We start from the raw sequence: 19,542 nt of genomic DNA on the forward strand, positions 1-19,542 counted from the left end.
CCATTTTTCTCTACTCCTTCGGCGATTTGAATACGATGAATTTCTCCTCGTTTCTTTTTAGTCGCCTTATACATTAAACCATCGCCTTCTATGAACAGAAAGGGAACTTTCTTTTTATGTTTTGGTTCTTCTACTTGATTGATATCCAAAAGACGATTTTCTGTATAGTTCTTTTGTAAACTACCTACTTTATCCAGTACAGATTTTACTTTTGTATGGCTAATAGAAAAGGGAGTTAACAACGATACAGCTTGTTCTGTTTTTCTTAATACCGTTCCTGAAGCTACTTCTGCAATATTTCGTAAAAGAAGGGGAGAAAAAGCCTCTCCTTTGAGAAAACCCATTTCTTTATCCAACGGATAAAGGGCTTTTTCTCCTGCCTTTTTCATTCTTCTTCGTTTAAAGTTTACTTTGCCAAAGAGAACTTGAATGGTACGAGTATCTCGTTTTTCTATTTTATAGCCCGTTTTTTTATATTCTTCAGCTAAAGCATCATCCATACATTCTAAAGCTTCTCCGGTTATTTCACTGATCCACTCTGAAAAATAGGCGACAAGTCTTCTTTCTGCAGTAATTCCATCTGTAGAGTTCTTTATTAATTCAATCATTTCTGTTAAAATAGTTTCCAAGGAAGACCAACCTTTACGATTATATTTAGGCGCTCAAACCTATAATTGTATGGTAACGGTCTTCCTCTTTTTTTGTCAACTTAAAAAACGATCGTCATTCGTCTTTTATTTCTACCACCGAATATTTTACACTAAGGCTTCACCTATCCTTAATTATTTTCATTTTTCATATCCGATTACGTTTTATTTATATAGAGTAAATTCTCTATTTTATTATTAAGTAATCGGTTTCTATGAGTACTACCTTATTATAGCGTTTCCATTCTTGTTTTTCATTGTCTCCACCTGTACACTTTCTCTCTTAAAATTGACCGAAACCGCTTTCTGTTATTTTTGTGTTAAAGAATTTTCTTTATGTAACACTTTTTTACTGTAACTCGTTATTTTAATTGGAGATGAGTTACAAGAAAGGAGTGAGTGCATGGAAACTGAAATACAGTGGTGGACATCTGTGATAGAACTCGTTAGTAATATTGGTTTTCCAATATTTATTTCGCTGTTTTTACTGCAACGCATGGAAACAAAGCTGGATGACGTGGTAAAAGCACTACATGACTTAAGTACAGTAATCAAATCGACACCTTAATAACAAATGAAAAAGCAGTAGTGAAGAGTGTCTTCATTCTTCTCAGCTGCTTTTTCATTTTGGATTTTAGTGGTATGACTCTAGTTAGCAATTCAGTTTGTTTGTCAAAATTTGCCTGAGATGATTCAAAACTTTTCGTGACCAAAAAATCCTTTCTAGAAAAATCAAGAGAAAGGTTTCTGCTCTCATAGACGCGCTACGCAAAGCAGAACACACTACCACAACACCCAGACGAATGTTAGATAAAAAGACCTAACTTTCGCTTGGGTGTTGTGTACAGTGTTCTAAACGTTTTGCTTCGCGCTCTTAATTCTTAAATGAATGCAACGGAGCAGGAATTCTTCCACCTCTTTGGATGAATTCTTCCGATCCAAAGGGATTTACTGCCATTACGGGTGCTGTTCCTAGTAGGCCGCCTAATTCGATGCGATCGCCTACTTTGGAACCTGGTGCTGGAATAATGCGTACTGCAGTCGTTTTGTGATTGGACATTCCTATGGCTGCTTCATCAGCAATAATCGCAGACAGTGTTGCTGCGGATGTTTCACCAGGAACAGCAACCATGTCCAACCCTACCGAACAAATAGCGGTCATGGCTTCTAATTTTTCTACATTAAGAGCTCCTGCTTCAACAGCTTCTATCATAGCTTCATCTTCTGATACGGGAATGAATGCGCCAGACAATCCGCCTACATGGCCACAAGCCATCACGCCACCCTTTTTAACAGCATCATTCAATAAAGCCAAAGCCGCCGTAGTTCCATGAGTTCCGACTCTCTCTAAGCCCATTTCTTCTAATATGCGCCCAACGGAATCTCCAATGGCAGGTGTTGGAGCTAAAGATAAATCGACAATCCCAAAAGGTACGTCTAATCTTTCTGCAGCAACTTGCCCTACCAATTGACCCATCCGGGTAATTTTAAAAGCTGTCTTTTTGACCGTTTCAGCGATAACATCAAACGGTTCTCCTTTAACTTTTTCTAAAGCTCTTTTGACAACACCCGGTCCACTGATTCCTACGTTAATAACACAATCCGCTTCTCCTACTCCGTGAAAAGCACCTGCCATGAACGGATTATCTTCTACCGCATTGGCAAATACGACTAATTTAGCACAACCTAGTCCTTGAGTATCCGCAGTCAACTCAGCTGTTTCTTTAATGATCTCTCCCATATCACGAACGGCATCCATATTGATACCGGCTTTTGTAGAGCCGATATTAACAGATGAGCACACACGTTCTGTCTCAGCTAGTGCTCTAGGAATGGAACGAAGTAAAATTTCATCGCCTTTATGGTATCCTTTTTCTACTAAAGCAGAAAAGCCGCCGATAAAGTTTACATCAACTTCTTTTGCTGCAGCGTCCAACGTTTTAGCATACGCTACATAATCTTTATCTGCAGAAGCTCCCGCTACTAAAGAAATAGGAGTTACAGAAATTCGTTTGTTGATAATAGGAATCCCATATTCCATTTCTATAGCTTTCCCTACCTTGACCAAATCCTTAGCTTTAGTCGTGATTTTATCATAGATTTTTTGGCGTGCTTTCTCTCCATCCGAATCAATACAATCCAACAACGATATTCCCATTGTAATGGTTCGAATATCTAAATTTTCTTCTTCAATCATACGAACGGTTTCAAATATATTTGTGATTTCCATCTTATCGAAGGCTCCTTTTATAGTTTATGCATCGTATCAAATGTTTCTTGGCGCTGAATGCGTACCTTTACTCCTAATTCTTCCCCTTCTTTAGTTAGTTCCTCTTTGATTTGACTAAACTCTAGCTCACTAGCAGAAAGATCACACAATACCATCATAGTGAAATAGCCTTCCATAATCGTTTGAGAAATATCGTTGATATTAATCTGTAGTTCGCTCAGCTTTTTACTGACCCCAGCCACGATACCTACTTTATCTTGTCCTATAACTGTCACAATCGCTTTCATCTTTTTCCTCCTCATAAGAACCTTTCATTATATTGTACTATTCTACCATGTTTGTTTCTAAAGTTCAGTTACTTTCTTTGTCTTAATGTAGAAAGTAGAATAAGGTCTTCGATTCTGTTCTGATTTTTGTTATAATGAAGTTGATATAGGAATGGGTGTTTCTTTTTGTCGAATAGAAGGAATAAAACAACGGATATTTTCTAGCATAATGGATCAAGTCTTATTCATTAGAGGTGTTGATAAAATGGTTCGACTTTATATGAAAGAAGAATTTATATCAAAGCAAGAGAAAATTATCGTCAAAAACCATGCCGGTGAAGATATCTTCCTAGCTGTGGGGACATGGGGACGTGTTGGGGATTCTATTTCCCTATACGCTATGAACGGCTCCTTATTGGTCAAGGTAAAACAAGTGACTCTTTCCTTGATGCCACGATTTGATTTGTATGTAAGAGATGAAAAGATAGGTACCATCACAAAACACGTAGCTTTTTCCAAGACCTATTTTAAAATCAGCAAGTTAAATTGGATCATATCCGGAGACTTTGAACATGCACGCTATCAAGTTAAACAACATTCAAAAACCATTATGGAAATGGAAAAGAATTGCTTTGCTCGGGGAGATTTCTATACTTTAACCATTCCTGAACCGCACCACGCTCCTATTTGTGTTGTGGTGGCACTGATTGTAGATCATTATGCGAGAAAAAGAAAAAAAGATTTTGTACTCGTTAAAAAAAATAAACAGGCGGCTATTCGCCTCATCTAATATAGGGAAAAAGGGAAACGGAATAAAGATCCGCTTCCCTTTTTCATTCATCGACTTTTTTTACCATATGATCGTAAACATGACCTACGATTGTAACCTCAGATTCTTTTTGAAAACCTTGTTTTTCATATACTTTCCGAGCCTTATCATTTACCAAATCACAATTTAATGCAATCATTGGTTCTTCTGCTTCTTTAGCGATCTTAGGCAGCGAGGCCAACAATTCTGTAGCCACACCTTGCTTACGGAAATTGGCTTGAGTGAACACCATATCTATATACCATTCACCAGCTTTAGTTTCTTGGTCAAAAGACAAATTAATTTTTTGGTCATAGTTTTTTTCTCTTAATAATTCTTTGAAAGACCGATCAAGATTTCGTTCGTTTTCTCCTTTATATCCATAGATAAATCCGGCAACCGCATTATTGCGTTCGCAGACGATTCCCTTAGAATAGTGATAGCGAAAATCCTCTTGCAGCATACTCTCTCTCAGAATTTCTTTCAGTTCCGGTAATGGAATTTCAGTAACGAAAGGAGACTCCATGTCTTCCCATATGGCTATGATGCCATCAATCAAATTTTCTGTATCCTTCTTCTCAGCTTTGCGAATCATTTAATACACCTCATCTATTCCCTATATTCTCTTTCTAATATTACCTGAAAATTATTTTTCCGACAAATTTTATCCTGTTGGTTAATGCTCTAAAAGATAGTATACTTAAAGCGAACCAGCAAAGGGGGGAATTCTAATGTTCTTAGATATCACAGAGGCTGCACAAGAACGAATTCAAAAGGCTCAATCTGTTTCTCAAGGCAACTTAGCTGTTTTTTATGAATCAAAAGTAGGTTGTGAATGTGGGAATACAGGAATATTCACGCTGCAAATAAGACAAAATACTGATAAAGATATGGATGGTCTTCTTGAATCCAATTTAGGCGATCTTCCCATTCAAAAATGGAGCTTATCTTATTTAGATCAGGAAATGAAACTGGATTACAAAAAAGACAAAAATTCCTTAATTCTAAAAGGCGAAACAGGCCTGATCAACAATAACGTTATCATCACTGATCAAGAAGGCAAACAGATTCTTTAACTAGCTGCTAGACTTTTGAGACAATTTGCGTTACACTAAAAACACTTATTAATAGTAAGTTACCAATTTTGATGAAAGAAGGCCGTTTGTATGTATTTAAACATTACAGATTCAGCAAGAGAACGATTAGAGCTCATCCAAGAAAAGCACGAAGGAAAATGGGCTCTTTCTTATAATGATGTACCGGGTGGTTATGCTTGTGGCATTAGAGGCGCTTATTCTTTAAAACTTGTGACCTCAGACAACGAGGCATTAGACACACCAATTGACTCAAGTATTGGTGCAGTTTACACTCAAAGTTCTCATCTAGATGATTTAAACGAGAACCTGAAATTAGATTATAAAAAAGATAAAAACACACTTGTTCTAACAAGCGATGCTGGTATTATCAACTCCAATATTTCTGTTGTAGATGATAATGACACGAAGTTATATTAAAACAAATACAAATGAAAAAGCCTTCCACCCTTTAAAATGGGTAGAAGGCTTTTTCATTTATTTGATGTCTTCTTTTATTTTTTTAGCTACTTCTAGCGGCACACCAATACTGGTAATCTCTTCAATAGAGGCTTCGCGAATATTTTTGACGGATTTAAAGTGCGTCATGATTTTCTTTCTTCGCTTAGGACCTATTCCTTCGATTCGATCTAATCTTGAAGAGACACTGTTTTTACTACGAACTTTTCGATGAAAGGTGATCGCAAAACGGTGAACTTCATCTTGAACCCGTTGGACTAAATAAAAAGCTTGGCTGGTCGGTTCTAACGGAACAATTTGATGAGATTCGCCAAAAATAAGCGATGCTGTTCTATGTTTATTGTCTTTGACCATACCTGCCACAGGAATACTCAGTCCCAGTTCATTTTCCAGAACATCGATTGCTCCATTTACTTGGATTTTCCCCCCATCCATCAAAATCAGATCCGGCAAGGGTTTTCCCTCTTTTAATAAGCGAGTATATCTTCTGCGCACTACTTCTTGAGTGGTCGCCAATTCATTACTGCCGTTTACCGTTTTGATATTATATTTCCTGTACTGACTCTTATCAGGAGCTCCGTCCTTAAAAGAGATCATCGCTGATACGGGACTTGTTCCTTGAATATTGGAGTGGTCAAAAGCTTCGATCCGTTCGATATAAGGGATGCCCAAAGCTTGAGAAAGTTCTTTGATAGCCCCTACCGTCTTCTTATCATCCATTTCAATCAATTTAAATTTCTCATTGAGGGCGATCTCACTATTTTTGGTAGCTAGATCCAACATATCTTTTTTACGACCTTTAAAAGGACTGCGAACTGAAACTTGCAATACTTCTTCCAAGACAGCTGTGTCCATACCTTGCGGGACCAATATCTCTTTAGGAAGGATATGGTTCTTTTCTTCATAAAACTGCACGATATAAGAAGCCAGTTCTTCATCTGGTGTATCATAACAGGGAAAAATAGTGGCTTCTCGCTTGATCAATGTGGCTTGGCGAATAAAGAACGTTTGAATGGAAATCCACCCTTTATTCATATAGTAACTAAAGACATCTCTAGGCGTTGGGTCATTTGTAATGATGTTTTGTTTTTCTACTGTAGTTTCAATGTATTGAATTTGATTTCGATATTCAGCAGCACGTTCAAATTCAAGCTTGTCTGCCGCATCTTTCATTCGGCTCCGCAATACCTTTTTAACCTCTTTGACATCACCATTCAAGAATCGCTTGATGCGATTGACTTGCGACACATATTCTTCCTCGGGTACCTCATGGTCGCATGGACCAATACATTGCCCTATATGGTAATACAAACAAGCTCTTTTTTGGCGTCCATTGCATTTTCGCAGTGGATAAATTTTCTGAATCAGCTGCTGCGTTTCAGAAGCTGCATAAACATTCGGGTAAGGTCCAAAATAATGACCGCCGTCTTTTTTGACATCTGATGTAATGATCAATTGCGGATCCTTTTCGTTGGTAATTTTAAGATAAGGATAATTGGTTCCTTGTTTTAGTTTAATGTTGTATTTAGGTTGGTGTTTTTTGATCAAGGTAATTTCTAAAAGAAGAGATTCTTTTTCTGTTTTGGTAATAATCGTTTCAAAATCACGAATCTCTTGTACCAATAGTTGTGTTTTTCCTTCATGGCTGCCCTTGAAATAAGAACGAACACGATTCTTTAGGTTTTTAGCTTTGCCAATATAAATGATTTCTTGGTCTTTATTTTTCATTACATAGCACCCTGGTAAATCAGGCAGCAGTGTAAGTTTGTTATTGATGTGATCACTTACCATTTACGGAATTCTCCTATCTTTTATATTAATAGTAGTTTAGGGTTCTTTTCTGATTCGGTCAACTTTTTGTGATTAGAAAGGTGATGGTGTATTGGATTTTGTGGACAAGTTTTGAAAATGAGCTGTAAATTGTACACAAGTTGATGGATAACTCCATGCAGGGTTAGCACAGCTGGTCCACTTTGCTTCTTTTTTCAGTATATCAGTTTCTTAAGTAAACGAACTCCTATTTTGTACTATTTATTGAATATGATCGTGCGATATGCGGCATTTAACTACTATTATACTCAGATTTACCTTGCTGATTGTGCATTAAAGCGGTTCTACAACATCCAACGTTGGTAAGAAAAAAATAAATCCTAATCCTTTAAAAAACTCATTCCTAGAAATTTTCGGAGGAATATGAGGTTGCTTATAGCCATGAAAAAGGATGCAAAAAAAGGAAACACTGTGGGCGTACGCCCAAGTGTACCATGCTTGTAAGCTGCTGAAGCAGCAACAATCATGGCAATTACTGAGCGTTAGGCTTTAGCCGTTACGCTTAGTTTGTTCTCCACTACGCTACGCATACCATATCCGTACGTCGCTCACGCTCCAACGGCTACGGCAAAGCTTGCAAGCGTTGAGACGCGGTTTTAGGCTCAAGGCGTTCCCATGGCTTTCATAAGCAACCCCGTAGGCCGGAGAAAATTTCTTTACCAACGCTAGAAGATGAGTTAAAGCCAAATCGAAAAACAACGACAGAGTTGATCTCTGTCGTTGTTTAGGATAATAAGCTTAAATTATCTTTTAGATTGGGAGAATAGATACAAATTATTAAAGGTATTGTAGTCTGAATAGCCCACAAATACTTCACGATACACATATTTCTTTCCCAGTTTATGTTGCTCAGTGTTGATTTGTTGGTGAATATCTTGTGCAATTTCTTGATAAAGCGTCTCGATTGCAGAATCTTCTAATTCCCCATACTTTGCTTCCCAAGCTTCTAAGAAAATATCTTCATCTTTATCTTGGTAAAAATCTATATCTAAACTATTCTCCATTTGATCACCTGTTTGTTGGATTTTAATCAAGAATTTTAACTGTAATCGTTCTTCTTCCCCAGCTTAATGCTTGTTGAACTGTTGAGAAGTGAATGTCAATTTTGTTTCCTTTGATTGCTCCACCTGTATCGCCAGCGATGAAAACACCAAATCCTGGTATTTCAACTTTTGAACCTAATGGAATAACACTTGGATCCACCGCAATAACATTTGGATTTACTGTCAAATCAATTCCCATTGCTGTATGAGTACTTAAACCAGCTTGTTGTGTTGAATAGCCTGTGGCTGAAACAACCACTGTTTTACTACTTGAAGTCGTTTTTTCCGGTGTTGCTTGTGCTTCCGTTTTTGTTTCTGCTTGTTGTTCTGTTTTTGTTTCAGTTACTTCAGTTTCTTCTTTAACTGTTACATTCGTTGCAACAGGTGCAGTTTCTTCTTTTGCTGTCGTTTGTGTAGCGGCGATTTCAGCTTGTTTAGCTTCTTCTTTAGCTTTTTCAGCTAATGCTGCTTTTTCAGCTTCTTCTTTTGCTAGACGTTCTTCTTCAGCGATACGATTTTCTTCATTGGCTCTTTCTTCATCTAATTTATCTAAAAGAGCTTTATTTTCATCCATTGTTTCTTGTAAATCAGCTAATTCTGTGGCTAGTTCTTCTTTTTGTTGTTTAGCCAGTGAAGATTGCTCTTTCAATTCTGCAATTTTAGCTGCATGTTGTTCTTCCAGTTTTTCTAATTCCTCTGCTTCTTCTTGAGCTGAGGCAACTTGGTCATTCCCAGCTGATTGTAATGTGATTAATACGTATGCACGATTTAAGAAGTCTGTAACACTTTCAGCTTCAATTAAACTTAATACCGTGTTTTGGTTCACTTCATTTGTCTGGATCGTTTTAAGTCTGTCTTTGGCTTGATCTAAACGTTCTGAAACAACTTCTTCTTGTTTTTCAACAGCTTGTGCTGTTTCTTCAACAGTCACTTCCAAAGTAGTAATCTCTTCTTCTACTTTTTCAAGCTCTGTATTCTTTTTGTTTACTTCTTCCAATTTACTATTGATTTGGTTATCCAATAGTATCATTTCGCTTTGTTTAGATTGTTGTTGTGTTTTGATTTCTTCTAACGTAGCTGCTTCTCCGACTATTGGGCTGAACATTGAAATCATCATTCCAACAACTAAACAGAAACTTACGGTTCTCTTCTTCATAAGACAACGCCTTTCTAAATATGATTTTATTTATCTTTCAACTTTCCGGTTCCTTAATCCTTTTACATTATAACCAATAATACCGGCTGGTACATTTCTTTCACTTTACTTTTTATTACAATATGAATTTATAGTATAATGATTCTGTAACATTCTATAAGGAGGAATTACAATGCCAAAAAAGATTTATTATGCTAGTCCGCTTTTTTCAGAAATGGAATACACCTATAACGAATTTCTAGTCAATAAAATACGGGAACAATACCCCGATATTGAGATCTATTCTCCTCAAGAACAAGGTGATATCAACGATAAAAATACTTATGCCGATTCTATTGCGATTGCCAAATATGATACAGATGCTTTACTGGCCAGCGATCTTGTGGTAGCGGTTTTAGATGGTGCTTCAATTGATGTAGGTGTTGCCTCTGAAATCGGAGTAGCTTATCAAGCTGGAATCCCGATTATTGGATTATATAGTGATTCTCGTCAACAAGGGGCCACCAATAAGCAAAAGCTTGATGCCTTGCAACAGCCGGCAGAATCACAGTTTGCTTACATTAACTTGTACACTGTAGGATTGATAAAAATGAATGGAGCTATTGTTACAAATTCAGCGGACTTAATCCGCAGTATTCAGTCATATTTGTAATATAACCGACATTTTTCTAATCTTCTTCTTTTTTTGAACTCACTATAATCGTTCCGTTGTTAATTTTAGACAAAGAAACCTCATTCAAGTAAGATAAACTTATACTAAGTTTTCTTATAGAAATGAGGTTTTTTTATGTCAAATGAAAGAATTGGATTAATCGATATTGGTTCCAACACGGTTCGCTTAGTTATTTTTGAAACAGATGCATATTACAATATTAAAGAATTACAAAATATCAAAACTCCTGCTCGCTTATATCTCTACCTTTCAGAAGATAAAGTATTGAGTCAAGAAGGCATTGATAAATTAACGGAGATTATGCAAAGTTTTAAGAAAGTAGCCATTCAATATGAAGTAGACACTTTAATGCCGGTTGCTACAGCTGCTATTCGTCAATCCAAAAACCAACAAGAGATCTTAGAGCATATTAAAGAAGAAACAGGAATTAAAATCACCTTGTTGGCAGAAGAACAAGAAGCTTATTATGGAAATTACGCCGTTCTCCATTCCATCAATTCTAAAAATGGAATTACTATAGATATTGGTGGCGGGAGTACAGAGATCACATACTTTGAAAATAAAAAATTACTGCATTCCATTAGTTTTCCTTTTGGAGTGGTCACTTTGAAGGAGCTTTTTTTTGATGGTAAAGCTCATAATGATAGTAAAGCCATCAAAAATGCTAAAAAATTTATCGCAGAACAATTCAATTCGCTGCCTTGGATCCAAAACAAAGAAGTGCCTATCATCGCTATCGGCGGAAGTGCACGGAACATTGCCAATATCCATCAGCGAATGATCGAATACCCTATTGCAGGGGTTCATGCGTATCAAATGACACGAGATAATCTGCAAGATACTCTAAATATTTTAGAAAAATCGGACACTGATGAATTGAATGATTTAGATGGATTGAGTCGCGACCGTACCGATATTATTTTGCCGGCGAATTTGGTTTTTAATGCCCTGTTTGATGCAGTAGCTGCGTCTACTTTTATTTTTAGCAACAAAGGACTTCGTGAAGGTGTCGTAATGGAGTATTTGAATATTCATCACAACAATCCCTTCAGTCTGACCGAAATACGACAACAAACTGTTGGTCGTACTGCCCAGTCATATAATATTCCTCCGATGGTTGCTAGACAACGCGTCTCCATTGCAGACAAATTGCTCTCTGTTCTTGAAAAAGAAGGCATTATCGAAGTGAATGATTATTGGAAAAACTATCTGCGTTCTAGTGCTTACCTTTACTATATCGGTAGTTACATCGACAACGATGCCCAATCACAAAATACGTTTTACATTCTTTCGAATAGTAATCTTCCTGGCTTAAATCACAAAGAACGAGTCATCCTGGCTCTGTTAGCCAGCTTTAAAAATAAATCGTTGTTGAAGCAATACACGAAAGAAATGGCCAATTGGTTTGATAAAGATGAATTAAATCTGCTCCAATATTTAGGCGGTATCATTAAATTCAGCGAAGCATTAAATGATTCTCATGTAAATGTCGTCAAAGATATCTCTCTAGAAAAAAAGGATTCGAACAATTATACCCTTCACATTGTGAATCAAGGAGACGTTTTAACGGAAGAATACCGTACCAATAGACAGAAAAAGCATTTGGAACGCATATTAGACGCAAACCTTGCTATTAAATTTACAGAATCTACACAATAGATAAGTATCATCAAGTTAATGGAATTAAACAGAGCGGGGTGAATTTGAATGAAAGAACAGGACTATTCCAATCCTAATTTTTATCAAAACAGAGAATTGAGTTGGCTGGACTTTAATCAGCGAGTCATTTCTGAAGCAGAACTGGATATTAACCCGTTGCTGGAGAAATTAAACTTTTTAGGTATCGGCAGTTCCAATCTGGACGAGTTTTATATGGTTCGGGTCGCTGGTCTGCAAGATCAAGTAAAATTGAATTACAATCAGCCGGACAGCAAAACTCATTTATCTCCCGAAAAACAACTGGAAGCTATTTCAATCAAGAATCGTTCCAATGTAACTTACCAATACCGTCTTTACACGGAAGTTGTTAAAAAATTAGAAAGTCATTCTGTTTACTTTAAAGATATTACAGCATTGACTAAAAAAGAATTTAAAGCCGCAAAAAGTATCTTTTCTGAAATTATTTTCCCTACACTTACCCCACTGGGAATCGATGCCTATCGACCTTTTCCTAATTTGAACAACAAGTTAGTCAATATTTTTGTTCATTTGGAAAAAGAGGGAGATTCAAAAGTCGCTATTGTCCCATTACCGGCATTGGCGGACCGCTTTGTTCCGATCAAAATGAACGATCATACGACTATTATCTATACGGAAGATTTGATTGCTCATTTTATGAGTGATTTGTTCAAAGGGTATACGATCAAGAGCACCTTTAATTTTCGTGTGACGCGAAATGCCGATCTGGAAATCCATGAACAAGGTGCTGAAGATCTGTTAGTGGTGATCGAAGACTATTTGAAACAACGTAAAAACGGCATGGCTGTACGTTTAGAAGTAGATACTCGACATCCGCACTCCACCATCAATGAGGATATCTATCATTTAACCCTGGCCTTGGAAATTGAGGAGCAAGATGTCTATCGAATCGACGGCCCTCTGGATCTGACTGTCTTGGGTTCTATTTCGAAATATCTTTCAAAAGATCTGCCAGGCTTAGTCTTCAACTCGTTCTCTCCAGTATACCCCAGAGAATTGGTCGATAAAGATGTCTACGATGCAGCTGACAAACAAGATTTATTTTTTCATCATCCTTATGATTCTTTTGATCCGATTGTCCAATTTATCCAAGAAGCAGCTACCGATCCTCTTGTCTTAGCGATCAAACAAACGCTTTATCGTGTCAGCAGTGATTCACCGATCGTCAATGCATTAAAACGGGCATCGGAAAATGGCAAGCAAGTCACCGTGTTGGTTGAATTAAAAGCTCGCTTTGATGAAGAACGAAATGTGCAGTGGGCAAAAGAATTGGAAGAAGCTGGTTGTCACGTGATTTATGGGATGACTGAGCTGAAGACGCATAGCAAAATCACTATGGTCGTGAAAAAGAATAAAAATAAAGTAACCCGTTATGTTCATTTAGGAACCGGCAATTATAATGATTCGACCGCCAAACTGTATACGGACATGGGCATCATCACGACCAATAAAAAAATCGGAGAAGATGCGACTAATTTCTTCAACTATTTAAGCGGCTATTCAGAACAACCTGTTTATAATTACTTGTCTGTTTCTCCTTTTGATATTCGTGATTCTTACATTGAAGACATTGACGAAGAAATAGCTTTCCATCAACAACACGGGAATGGTCATATTATTGCTAAAATGAACTCTCTGACGGACAAAGTCGTTATCGATAAGCTTTACAGTGCCAGTCAAGCTGGTGTGAAAATTGATTTAATCATCAGAGGTATCTGCTGTTTGCGGGCTCAAATTCCTGAACTAAGTGAAAATATACGCGTCATCAGTATAGTTGGACGTTTTTTGGAGCATAGTCGCATCTACTATTTCCATCACAACGGAGAGAAGAAGTTGTATCTTTCTTCTGCTGATATGATGACCCGAAATATGGTAAAACGTGTGGAGATCGAATTTCCTATTCTAGACAATACTATCAAAGAATCGATTTTTTCGATTTTAGACATTTACTTAAAAGATAATGTTAAAGCTCGGCAACAATTGACAGATGGAACGTATCAAATGGTCCAAAATGATCAGCCTAAAGTCGACAGCCAACAAACCTTTATGGAAATGGCTATTGCTGAAAAGAAACTGATTAATCCTCGCGAAGAACATTAAGATCGAAAAAACGTGTACTTACCTAAATTGGTAAGTACACGTTTTTCGTGATCTCTAGCTCTTCATCTTCTAACGTTGGTAAAAAAATTCCTCTGCCATATGAGTTTGCTTATGGAAATCAATATCATTTATCCACAAAATATTTTTCAAAGTCATCTAACTATATGAGCCATTAACTTAAAGGCTTTTAAGTCTCAAGTGAGTGATAGTTAGTGTCTTACTTGAAGAATAAACTGATTTTATTGATCAAGTGAGCTTCAATTAGAGTTTTACTTAATCAATAAGATGCATTTATTTATTAAGTGAGCGTCTGCAACCTCTTCATTTGAGAAATAAATTTATTTATTAAATCGGTAATCGTTTCTTTTCGCTCTATTTGCATAGGTGTAACTCGGAGCTTCTATAAACAGCGTATACTGAAGAATCAGTATCTTTATTTAGTATAGTTAAAGATAGCCTGACGTAAAAATTCAGCAGCGCCATCTCCTGCTGGTTCATCATAATATTTGGTGAATCTTGGATCGTCCACATACATCTGCGCTAATCCTCGGTGAGCTTCTTTTGAATACGTTGGCCAAGTAAACGTCAACCACTCTCTGTGCAGTGCGGCGATTTGTAATGCTTCTTTGCTTTCAGGATCTTTTTTGTGCAGAATTGTTTTTAGTTTTTCTAAAATTTGAACAGCTAGCTGTTGCATATGTTCATATTCTTCCTTACTTAGCCCAACAAACTGTTTGTTTGCTTTTTCAATGGCTGCAACACCGTATTTCTCACGAATCTCTTTACCATACTGTGCTTCATTTTTTTCAATCTGTTCTTCTTTAAATCCTGCAAATTTTTCTTTGTCTGACATCTTAGTCTCTCCTCTCTTACTAGCTAATGTTTTGTCAATAGTGGTCAACAGCTGGTCTAATTGCACTTTTTTAGCTGCTAGTCGTTGTCGATGTTCCAACAACGCTGCTTCACTGTCAAAGTGAACATCATTTAAAATCTGTTTGATGTCTTCTAAAGGCATATCCAAGTTGCGGTAAAATAAAATTTGCTGCAATGTTTCGATTTCTTGTTCTCCATATATCCGGTATCCGTTAGAGCTTTTTCGTTTTGGGGACAGCAACCCGATTTCATCATAGTAGCGCAATGTACGCTTGCTGACCCCCGCTATATGGCTTAAGGTATTGACAGTATATTCCATTTTTATTCCTCCTCTCTTCGTTCCTCTTTGACTTAATTTGATTGTAAACCTTTACGCAACGTGAAGGTCAAGCATTTTGTAAAAGAAAGACACATAAAGATTCATTCAATGAGTAAATGGTCGGTTATTCTTCAAGTGAGTAGTGAATGATTTCCCGCTTGAGGAATAAAGCAAGTTTGCTGATCAAGTGGGCTTTAAACGAGTGCTCACTTGATGAATAAAACAGGTTTACTAGTCAAGTGGGCTTTAAACGAGTGCTCACTCGATGAATAAAACAGGTTTACTGGTCAAGTGAGCTTTAAACGAGTGCTCACTCGATGAATAAAAAAGTTTACTGGTCAAGTGGGCTTTAAACGAGTGCTCACTTGATGAATAAAACAGGTTTACTGGTCAAGTGGGCTTTAAACGAGTGCTCACTCGATGAATAAAACAGGTTTACTGGTCAAGTGAGCTTTAAACGAGTGCTCACTTGATGAATAAAACTGGTTTACTGGTCAAGTGAGCTTTAAACGAGTGCTCACTCGATGAATAAAACAGGTTTACTGGTCAAGTGGGCTTTAAACGAGTGCTCACTCGATAAATAAAACAGGTTTACTGGTCAAGTGGGCTTTAAACGAGTGCTCACTTGATGAATAAAACAGGTTTACTAGTCAAGTGGGCTTTAAACGAGTGCTCACTCGATAAATAAAAAACCGACTCCCAAAAGTTAGAATAAAATCTAACGTTTGGGAGTCGGTTTCGTGGAATCTTTTTTACTTATTTGTTGCGCTTTCGAAGCGGTCTAGTAAACAAGCTTAATCCCCAACCTACTAAAAACCCGATCAAAGATGGAATCAACCAACCAAGACCAACTTCAAACAGAGGCAAGTTTTCGTTTAAGAAAGTCAGCATATTTTGTACCCAATTCAGGTCACTGATAAAAGCTGGTGCTGCTTTTAAAAAATCTACCATACTGATCGGCAACGTGAATAGAGTGGCACAAACATATACGATTTGACGATGTTTAAATAATGGCGAAAAAATAGCCAGTAGGATCAACGTGATCGCTAAGGGATACAAGAACATCAATACCGGTAAGGAGTACGCAATAATACTGGTTAGTCCCACATTTGCAATCACACCTGAAACAACACTCAATAGAACAACGTACCCTCTATAACTCAATAACTGAGGAAACAGTTCATAAAAAGTTTCTGAACCGGAAGTGATCAAGCCAATCGCTGTTTTCAAACAAGCTACTGTTACAATAATAGCTAGTAAAATACTGCCGAATGTTCCAAAATAATAGTTGGAGATTTGAGCTAACGCAATTCCTCCGTTTTCTGAAACAGGAAATTGTCCGACACTCATTGTTCCTAAATAAGCTAAGCAAGTATAAATGACTCCCATCAATAGGACACTTAATAAACCTGACTTAACTGTATCCATAGCAATTTGAGATGGTTTTGTCACACCAAGACCTTTAATAGCTTGAATCACGATAACACCAAAAGCCAATGAAGCTAAGGCATCCATCGTATTGTAGCCTTCTAAAAATCCATTTACAAAAGGCGTTGTCGTATATGTTTCTAAAACCGGAACATCACTAATATTTCCTAAGGGCTTGAAAAAAGCCGTTACGATCAGAATTCCTAAGAAAATCAAAAAGAGCGGATTTAGTATTTTTCCAACATAATCTAAAATTTTTGCTGGTTTCAAAGACAACACCAAAGCTGTCCCGAAAAATAACAGAGTAAAAATGGCTAAAGCAACCGTTTGATACCCTTCAGCAATATATGGTGCAAATCCCACTTCAAATGACGTCGTTGCCAGACGAGGTGTTGCAAAAAATGGTCCGATTGTTAAATAAAGAGCCACCGTCATAAAATAAGCGTATAATGGATGGACGCGGCTGGCTAAATCAAATAAACTATCGCTGTTTGTGATCCCCATTGCTACAATACCTAAAAAAGGCAGCCCAATTCCTGTAATCAAAAAACCAATAATAGCTGAATGCACGTTAGACCCGGCAAGTTGCCCCATATGAACGGGAAAAATTAGATTTCCTGCTCCAAAAAACAATCCAAACAACATCGAACCTATTGTCAAATAAGAAGCAGTTGTTAATTTAGTTTCATTTCTCATTCTTTTCTCCTTTCAATCTTGTTATTTCCACCTATAATAACTTTTTTTCTGTCTCGAAACAACAAATCTTTTTATGTAAGGGGATAACAATTCTGAATTTTCTATCTATTTCATTTTACGTTTACTTTGTTATACTAAGGGTAATAGCTTTTGCAACATTCATTACGTGCTAAGCGAAAGGAATCGAACCGAATATGACAAACATTCAAGATATCGCTCAATTAGCGAAAGTATCCTCTGCAACGGTATCCAGAGTCATCAATAAAAATGGTTATGTCAGTAAAGAGACCAAAAGAATCGTTGACCAAGCGATCAAAGAATTGGATTACGTTCCAAACAGCCAAGCGGTCTCGTTAAAAAAAGGCTCAACAAAAACTATTGGCATCGTATCAACTGACTTTTTTGATACGGCTACCTTCTTGTTACGAAGCTTCACTCTGGAAGCCCAAAAAGAAGGTTACTCAGTCACTATTTTTATCACCAGTCACGACAAACAAAAAGAACTGGACGCCTTAGAAATGTTGAAAAGCAAACAATTAGACGGTATTTTTCTGCTTTACCGAACCAATGAATGGGACGTTATTGAACAATATGTAAAATATGGGCCTATCGTAACCTTAAATCGTGTGGAATCAGCGGTTATTCCTTCCGTTTACATAGATCAATATCAAGGGTATTTATTAGGACTGGAGCATTTGTACCAAAGCGGATGCCGTAAAATCATTAACTTGTATAGTAGTGAATTGGGCTTAAATACCCAAACGAGAATAGCGGTTTTTAAAGAATTTACCGATAAATATGCTTTAGAATCCCATGATCCCACATTGTTTATCAACTTATCCGGTACAAAAGATGGCGCAACAGCAGCTCGCTGGTTTGATCTTCAAGCAGAAAAACCAGATGCTTTTATGTGTGCTTCTGATTCGGTAGCAGCTGGGTTTGTAGCTGAGGCCATGCATTTAGGCTATGTTGCTGGGAAAGACTATTCCATCATCGGATTTGACAATATTTTCTTATCTGAAATGTTGGACATCACCACTATCGATTATCCGGTTGATTTACAAGCTGTGAATGCCTTCCATTTGATTTACCAACGACTGACAAAAAAAGAGCAGCCTTTGCAATCTCTTGATTTTAAGTTGATTCAAAGAGGATCTACAAAACCGCTGATTCACTAAAATAGGGCATTTGCTTCAGCTTTAATGAAAGCTGAAGCAAATGCCCTGTTTATTTAATAACTTTTTTCATAATCGACTAAGTTTTTCGGCAACTCTTTTTTGGCAATATATGCCTGTAGATTCTCTTCAAAAATATCAAATAAGCGTGTATTGTAGTGTTCAGCATTTCCTGAGATATGCGGTGTGATCAACACATCGTTTCTATCCCATAAAGGACTGTCGTTTTCCAGCGGCTCCGCTTCGAAAACGTCTAATCCCGCAAAAGCCACTTTTCCATTATCCAAAGCTTGGATCAAATCTTCTGTCTTCACTGTCGGGCCGCGTCCAACATTTACAAGGATAGTTCCCTCTTTCATTTGAGAAAAAATTTTCTCATCGAAGTAATGTTCTGTTTCAGAAGTTAACGGTAAAATATTGACTACAATGTCTGCTTTTTCCACATGATCTGTTAAGTCAGGTTGTTGATAGATCGCATCCATGTTCTCTACTTCTCTACCACTTCGATTGATACCGATCGTATTCATATTGAAGGCTTTTGCCAAGCGCCCTACTTCTTTACCAATGTGCCCAGTTCCTACGATCATGATCGTTTTACCAGACAACTCCATCAGTACCTGCTCTTTTCTCCAAACATGTTGCGTCTGATCTATAACGGCTTGCTGGATTTTTCTTCCATATGCCAACAACATCCCGAATACGGATTCCGCAATAGGTACGCTGTGAATACCGCTAGCGTTCGTTAACAAGATTTTTTGTTCTTCCAAATGAGTCAAGTCCATGTAATCCACTCCAGCTGAACTGGCTTGTATCCATTTTAATTGGCTATCTTCTGTATCGAATAAGCCTGCTTTTTGTACTTTGTCTTTATCCCATCCGTAAACAACTTCAATCTTTTCTACAGGGTAATCCAGTTCACTGTTTTCCTCCCACCCTTTAATCAAGTCATAATCAGGTGCTATTTCTTGCGCCTTTTTAAAGTGCTCGGGTTTCATTTCATTCAATAACCAAATACCTTTTTCGTTCATTCGTTATCCCCCTATTCAA

General features: G+C 37.2%; 18 protein-coding genes. 8 read left to right on the forward strand and 10 right to left on the reverse strand.

The window, feature by feature from the left end; translation table 11 throughout:
- Window positions 1-629, reverse strand: a 629-nt coding sequence (locus ACEN4I_RS01500; RefSeq protein WP_407127499.1) for a UPF0236 family transposase-like protein, incomplete at its 3' end; no start/stop codon positions are given.
- Between the two features lie 421 nt (window positions 630-1,050).
- Between ACEN4I_RS01500 and ACEN4I_RS01505 the strand changes: the two genes are divergently transcribed.
- A complete protein-coding gene (locus ACEN4I_RS01505) occupies window positions 1,051-1,215 on the forward strand; it encodes a YvrJ family protein (RefSeq protein ID WP_079650744.1) in 165 nt (54 codons plus the stop codon).
- A 306-nt stretch (window positions 1,216-1,521) separates the two neighbouring features.
- Here the strand turns inward: ACEN4I_RS01505 and ACEN4I_RS01510 are convergent, their stop codons facing one another.
- Both ACEN4I_RS01510 and ACEN4I_RS01515 read right to left on the reverse strand, forming a co-directional pair.
- Entirely contained in the window at window positions 1,522-2,877 is a 1,356-nt protein-coding gene (locus ACEN4I_RS01510) for a PFL family protein (protein WP_407096097.1), read from the reverse strand.
- A gap of 17 nt (window positions 2,878-2,894) precedes the next feature.
- The gene (locus tag ACEN4I_RS01515) at window positions 2,895-3,164 is read right to left on the reverse strand and encodes an ACT domain-containing protein (RefSeq protein WP_079650966.1); all 270 of its coding nucleotides are present in this window, start codon (window positions 3,162-3,164) and stop codon (window positions 2,895-2,897) included.
- Window positions 3,165-3,408: 244 nt separating this feature from the next.
- Here ACEN4I_RS01515 and ACEN4I_RS01520 point away from each other — a divergent pair, with 244 nt between their 5' ends.
- A complete protein-coding gene (locus ACEN4I_RS01520) occupies window positions 3,409-3,933 on the forward strand; it encodes an LURP-one-related/scramblase family protein (protein ID WP_407101932.1) in 525 nt (174 codons plus the stop codon).
- 43 nt (window positions 3,934-3,976) lie between these two features.
- Here ACEN4I_RS01520 and ACEN4I_RS01525 read toward each other — a convergent pair whose 3' ends face one another.
- The gene (locus ACEN4I_RS01525) at window positions 3,977-4,546 is read right to left on the reverse strand and encodes a GNAT family N-acetyltransferase (RefSeq protein ID WP_407101934.1); all 570 of its coding nucleotides are present in this window, start codon (window positions 4,544-4,546) and stop codon (window positions 3,977-3,979) included.
- Between the two features lie 136 nt (window positions 4,547-4,682).
- Between ACEN4I_RS01525 and ACEN4I_RS01530 the strand changes: the two genes are divergently transcribed.
- A complete protein-coding gene (locus tag ACEN4I_RS01530; protein ID WP_407096101.1) occupies window positions 4,683-5,027 on the forward strand; it encodes an iron-sulfur cluster biosynthesis family protein in 345 nt (114 codons plus the stop codon).
- 90 nt (window positions 5,028-5,117) lie between these two features.
- Entirely contained in the window at window positions 5,118-5,465 is a 348-nt protein-coding gene (locus ACEN4I_RS01535; RefSeq protein ID WP_079650779.1) for an iron-sulfur cluster biosynthesis family protein, read from the forward strand.
- A 57-nt stretch (window positions 5,466-5,522) separates the two neighbouring features.
- Here the strand turns inward: ACEN4I_RS01535 and uvrC are convergent, their stop codons facing one another.
- The 3 genes from uvrC to ACEN4I_RS01550 all read right to left on the reverse strand — a co-directional run bounded on the left by uvrC (window position 5,523) and on the right by ACEN4I_RS01550 (window position 9,533).
- Window positions 5,523-7,295, reverse strand: coding sequence for an excinuclease ABC subunit UvrC (gene uvrC, locus ACEN4I_RS01540; protein ID WP_407101936.1), 1,773 nt, complete (start codon window positions 7,293-7,295; stop codon window positions 5,523-5,525).
- Window positions 7,296-8,077: 782 nt separating this feature from the next.
- A complete protein-coding gene (locus tag ACEN4I_RS01545; RefSeq protein ID WP_079650619.1) occupies window positions 8,078-8,338 on the reverse strand; it encodes a hypothetical protein in 261 nt (86 codons plus the stop codon).
- Window positions 8,339-8,360: 22 nt separating this feature from the next.
- Window positions 8,361-9,533 (reverse strand): 3D domain-containing protein, encoded by a 1,173-nt coding sequence (locus ACEN4I_RS01550; RefSeq protein WP_407096104.1) that lies wholly within the window; start codon window positions 9,531-9,533, stop codon window positions 8,361-8,363.
- Between the two features lie 172 nt (window positions 9,534-9,705).
- On the opposite strand from ACEN4I_RS01550, the gene ACEN4I_RS01555 reads away from it, so the two are divergent.
- From ACEN4I_RS01555 to ACEN4I_RS01565, 3 genes are all read left to right on the forward strand, one after another.
- Window positions 9,706-10,185 (forward strand): nucleoside 2-deoxyribosyltransferase, encoded by a 480-nt coding sequence (locus ACEN4I_RS01555; RefSeq protein WP_407096105.1) that lies wholly within the window; start codon window positions 9,706-9,708, stop codon window positions 10,183-10,185.
- 135 nt (window positions 10,186-10,320) lie between these two features.
- On the forward strand, window positions 10,321-11,865 hold the full coding sequence (locus ACEN4I_RS01560; RefSeq protein WP_407096106.1) for a Ppx/GppA family phosphatase: 1,545 nt from the start codon (window positions 10,321-10,323) through the stop codon (window positions 11,863-11,865).
- Window positions 11,866-11,913: 48 nt separating this feature from the next.
- Window positions 11,914-14,004: an RNA degradosome polyphosphate kinase gene (locus ACEN4I_RS01565; RefSeq protein WP_407096107.1), complete on the forward strand. Its 2,091-nt coding sequence runs from the start codon at window positions 11,914-11,916 to the stop codon at window positions 14,002-14,004.
- Window positions 14,005-14,437: 433 nt separating this feature from the next.
- Here the strand turns inward: ACEN4I_RS01565 and ACEN4I_RS01570 are convergent, their stop codons facing one another.
- Complete coding sequence (locus ACEN4I_RS01570) at window positions 14,438-15,196, reverse strand: MerR family transcriptional regulator (RefSeq protein ID WP_407096108.1); 759 nt, start codon at window positions 15,194-15,196, stop codon at window positions 14,438-14,440.
- Between the two features lie 756 nt (window positions 15,197-15,952).
- Window positions 15,953-17,320, reverse strand: coding sequence for a branched-chain amino acid transport system II carrier protein (brnQ, locus tag ACEN4I_RS01575; protein WP_407096109.1), 1,368 nt, complete (start codon window positions 17,318-17,320; stop codon window positions 15,953-15,955).
- A 194-nt stretch (window positions 17,321-17,514) separates the two neighbouring features.
- Between brnQ and ACEN4I_RS01580 the strand changes: the two genes are divergently transcribed.
- On the forward strand, window positions 17,515-18,498 hold the full coding sequence (locus tag ACEN4I_RS01580) for a LacI family DNA-binding transcriptional regulator (protein ID WP_407101939.1): 984 nt from the start codon (window positions 17,515-17,517) through the stop codon (window positions 18,496-18,498).
- A gap of 53 nt (window positions 18,499-18,551) precedes the next feature.
- On the opposite strand, the gene ACEN4I_RS01585 is transcribed toward ACEN4I_RS01580, so the two are convergent.
- Window positions 18,552-19,523, reverse strand: coding sequence for a phosphoglycerate dehydrogenase (locus ACEN4I_RS01585; RefSeq protein WP_407096111.1), 972 nt, complete (start codon window positions 19,521-19,523; stop codon window positions 18,552-18,554).
- Window positions 19,524-19,542: the final 19 nt, after the last annotated feature.

This window comes from Desemzia sp. FAM 23990 (genome assembly GCF_045528485.1).
GTDB lineage: Bacteria > Bacillota > Bacilli > Lactobacillales > Carnobacteriaceae > Desemzia.

Excerpts from the sequence above, each read along its gene's own strand:
- ACEN4I_RS01505 (WP_079650744.1), top strand. The coding sequence starts at position 1,051 with ATGGAAACTGAAATACAGTGGTGGACATCTGTGATAGAACTCGTTAGT.
- ACEN4I_RS01510 (WP_407096097.1), bottom strand. The coding sequence starts at position 2,877 with ATGGAAATCACAAATATATTTGAAACCGTTCGTATGATTGAAGAAGAA.
- ACEN4I_RS01515 (WP_079650966.1), bottom strand. The coding sequence starts at position 3,164 with ATGAAAGCGATTGTGACAGTTATAGGACAAGATAAAGTAGGTATCGTG.
- ACEN4I_RS01520 (WP_407101932.1), top strand. The coding sequence starts at position 3,409 with ATGGTTCGACTTTATATGAAAGAAGAATTTATATCAAAGCAAGAGAAA.
- ACEN4I_RS01525 (WP_407101934.1), bottom strand. The coding sequence starts at position 4,546 with ATGATTCGCAAAGCTGAGAAGAAGGATACAGAAAATTTGATTGATGGC.
- ACEN4I_RS01530 (WP_407096101.1), top strand. The coding sequence starts at position 4,683 with ATGTTCTTAGATATCACAGAGGCTGCACAAGAACGAATTCAAAAGGCT.
- ACEN4I_RS01535 (WP_079650779.1), top strand. The coding sequence starts at position 5,118 with ATGTATTTAAACATTACAGATTCAGCAAGAGAACGATTAGAGCTCATC.
- uvrC (WP_407101936.1), bottom strand. The coding sequence starts at position 7,295 with ATGGTAAGTGATCACATCAATAACAAACTTACACTGCTGCCTGATTTA.
- ACEN4I_RS01545 (WP_079650619.1), bottom strand. The coding sequence starts at position 8,338 with ATGGAGAATAGTTTAGATATAGATTTTTACCAAGATAAAGATGAAGAT.
- ACEN4I_RS01550 (WP_407096104.1), bottom strand. The coding sequence starts at position 9,533 with ATGAAGAAGAGAACCGTAAGTTTCTGTTTAGTTGTTGGAATGATGATT.
- ACEN4I_RS01555 (WP_407096105.1), top strand. The coding sequence starts at position 9,706 with ATGCCAAAAAAGATTTATTATGCTAGTCCGCTTTTTTCAGAAATGGAA.
- ACEN4I_RS01560 (WP_407096106.1), top strand. The coding sequence starts at position 10,321 with ATGTCAAATGAAAGAATTGGATTAATCGATATTGGTTCCAACACGGTT.
- ACEN4I_RS01565 (WP_407096107.1), top strand. The coding sequence starts at position 11,914 with ATGAAAGAACAGGACTATTCCAATCCTAATTTTTATCAAAACAGAGAA.
- ACEN4I_RS01570 (WP_407096108.1), bottom strand. The coding sequence starts at position 15,196 with ATGGAATATACTGTCAATACCTTAAGCCATATAGCGGGGGTCAGCAAG.
- brnQ (WP_407096109.1), bottom strand. The coding sequence starts at position 17,320 with ATGAGAAATGAAACTAAATTAACAACTGCTTCTTATTTGACAATAGGT.
- ACEN4I_RS01580 (WP_407101939.1), top strand. The coding sequence starts at position 17,515 with ATGACAAACATTCAAGATATCGCTCAATTAGCGAAAGTATCCTCTGCA.
- ACEN4I_RS01585 (WP_407096111.1), bottom strand. The coding sequence starts at position 19,523 with ATGAACGAAAAAGGTATTTGGTTATTGAATGAAATGAAACCCGAGCAC.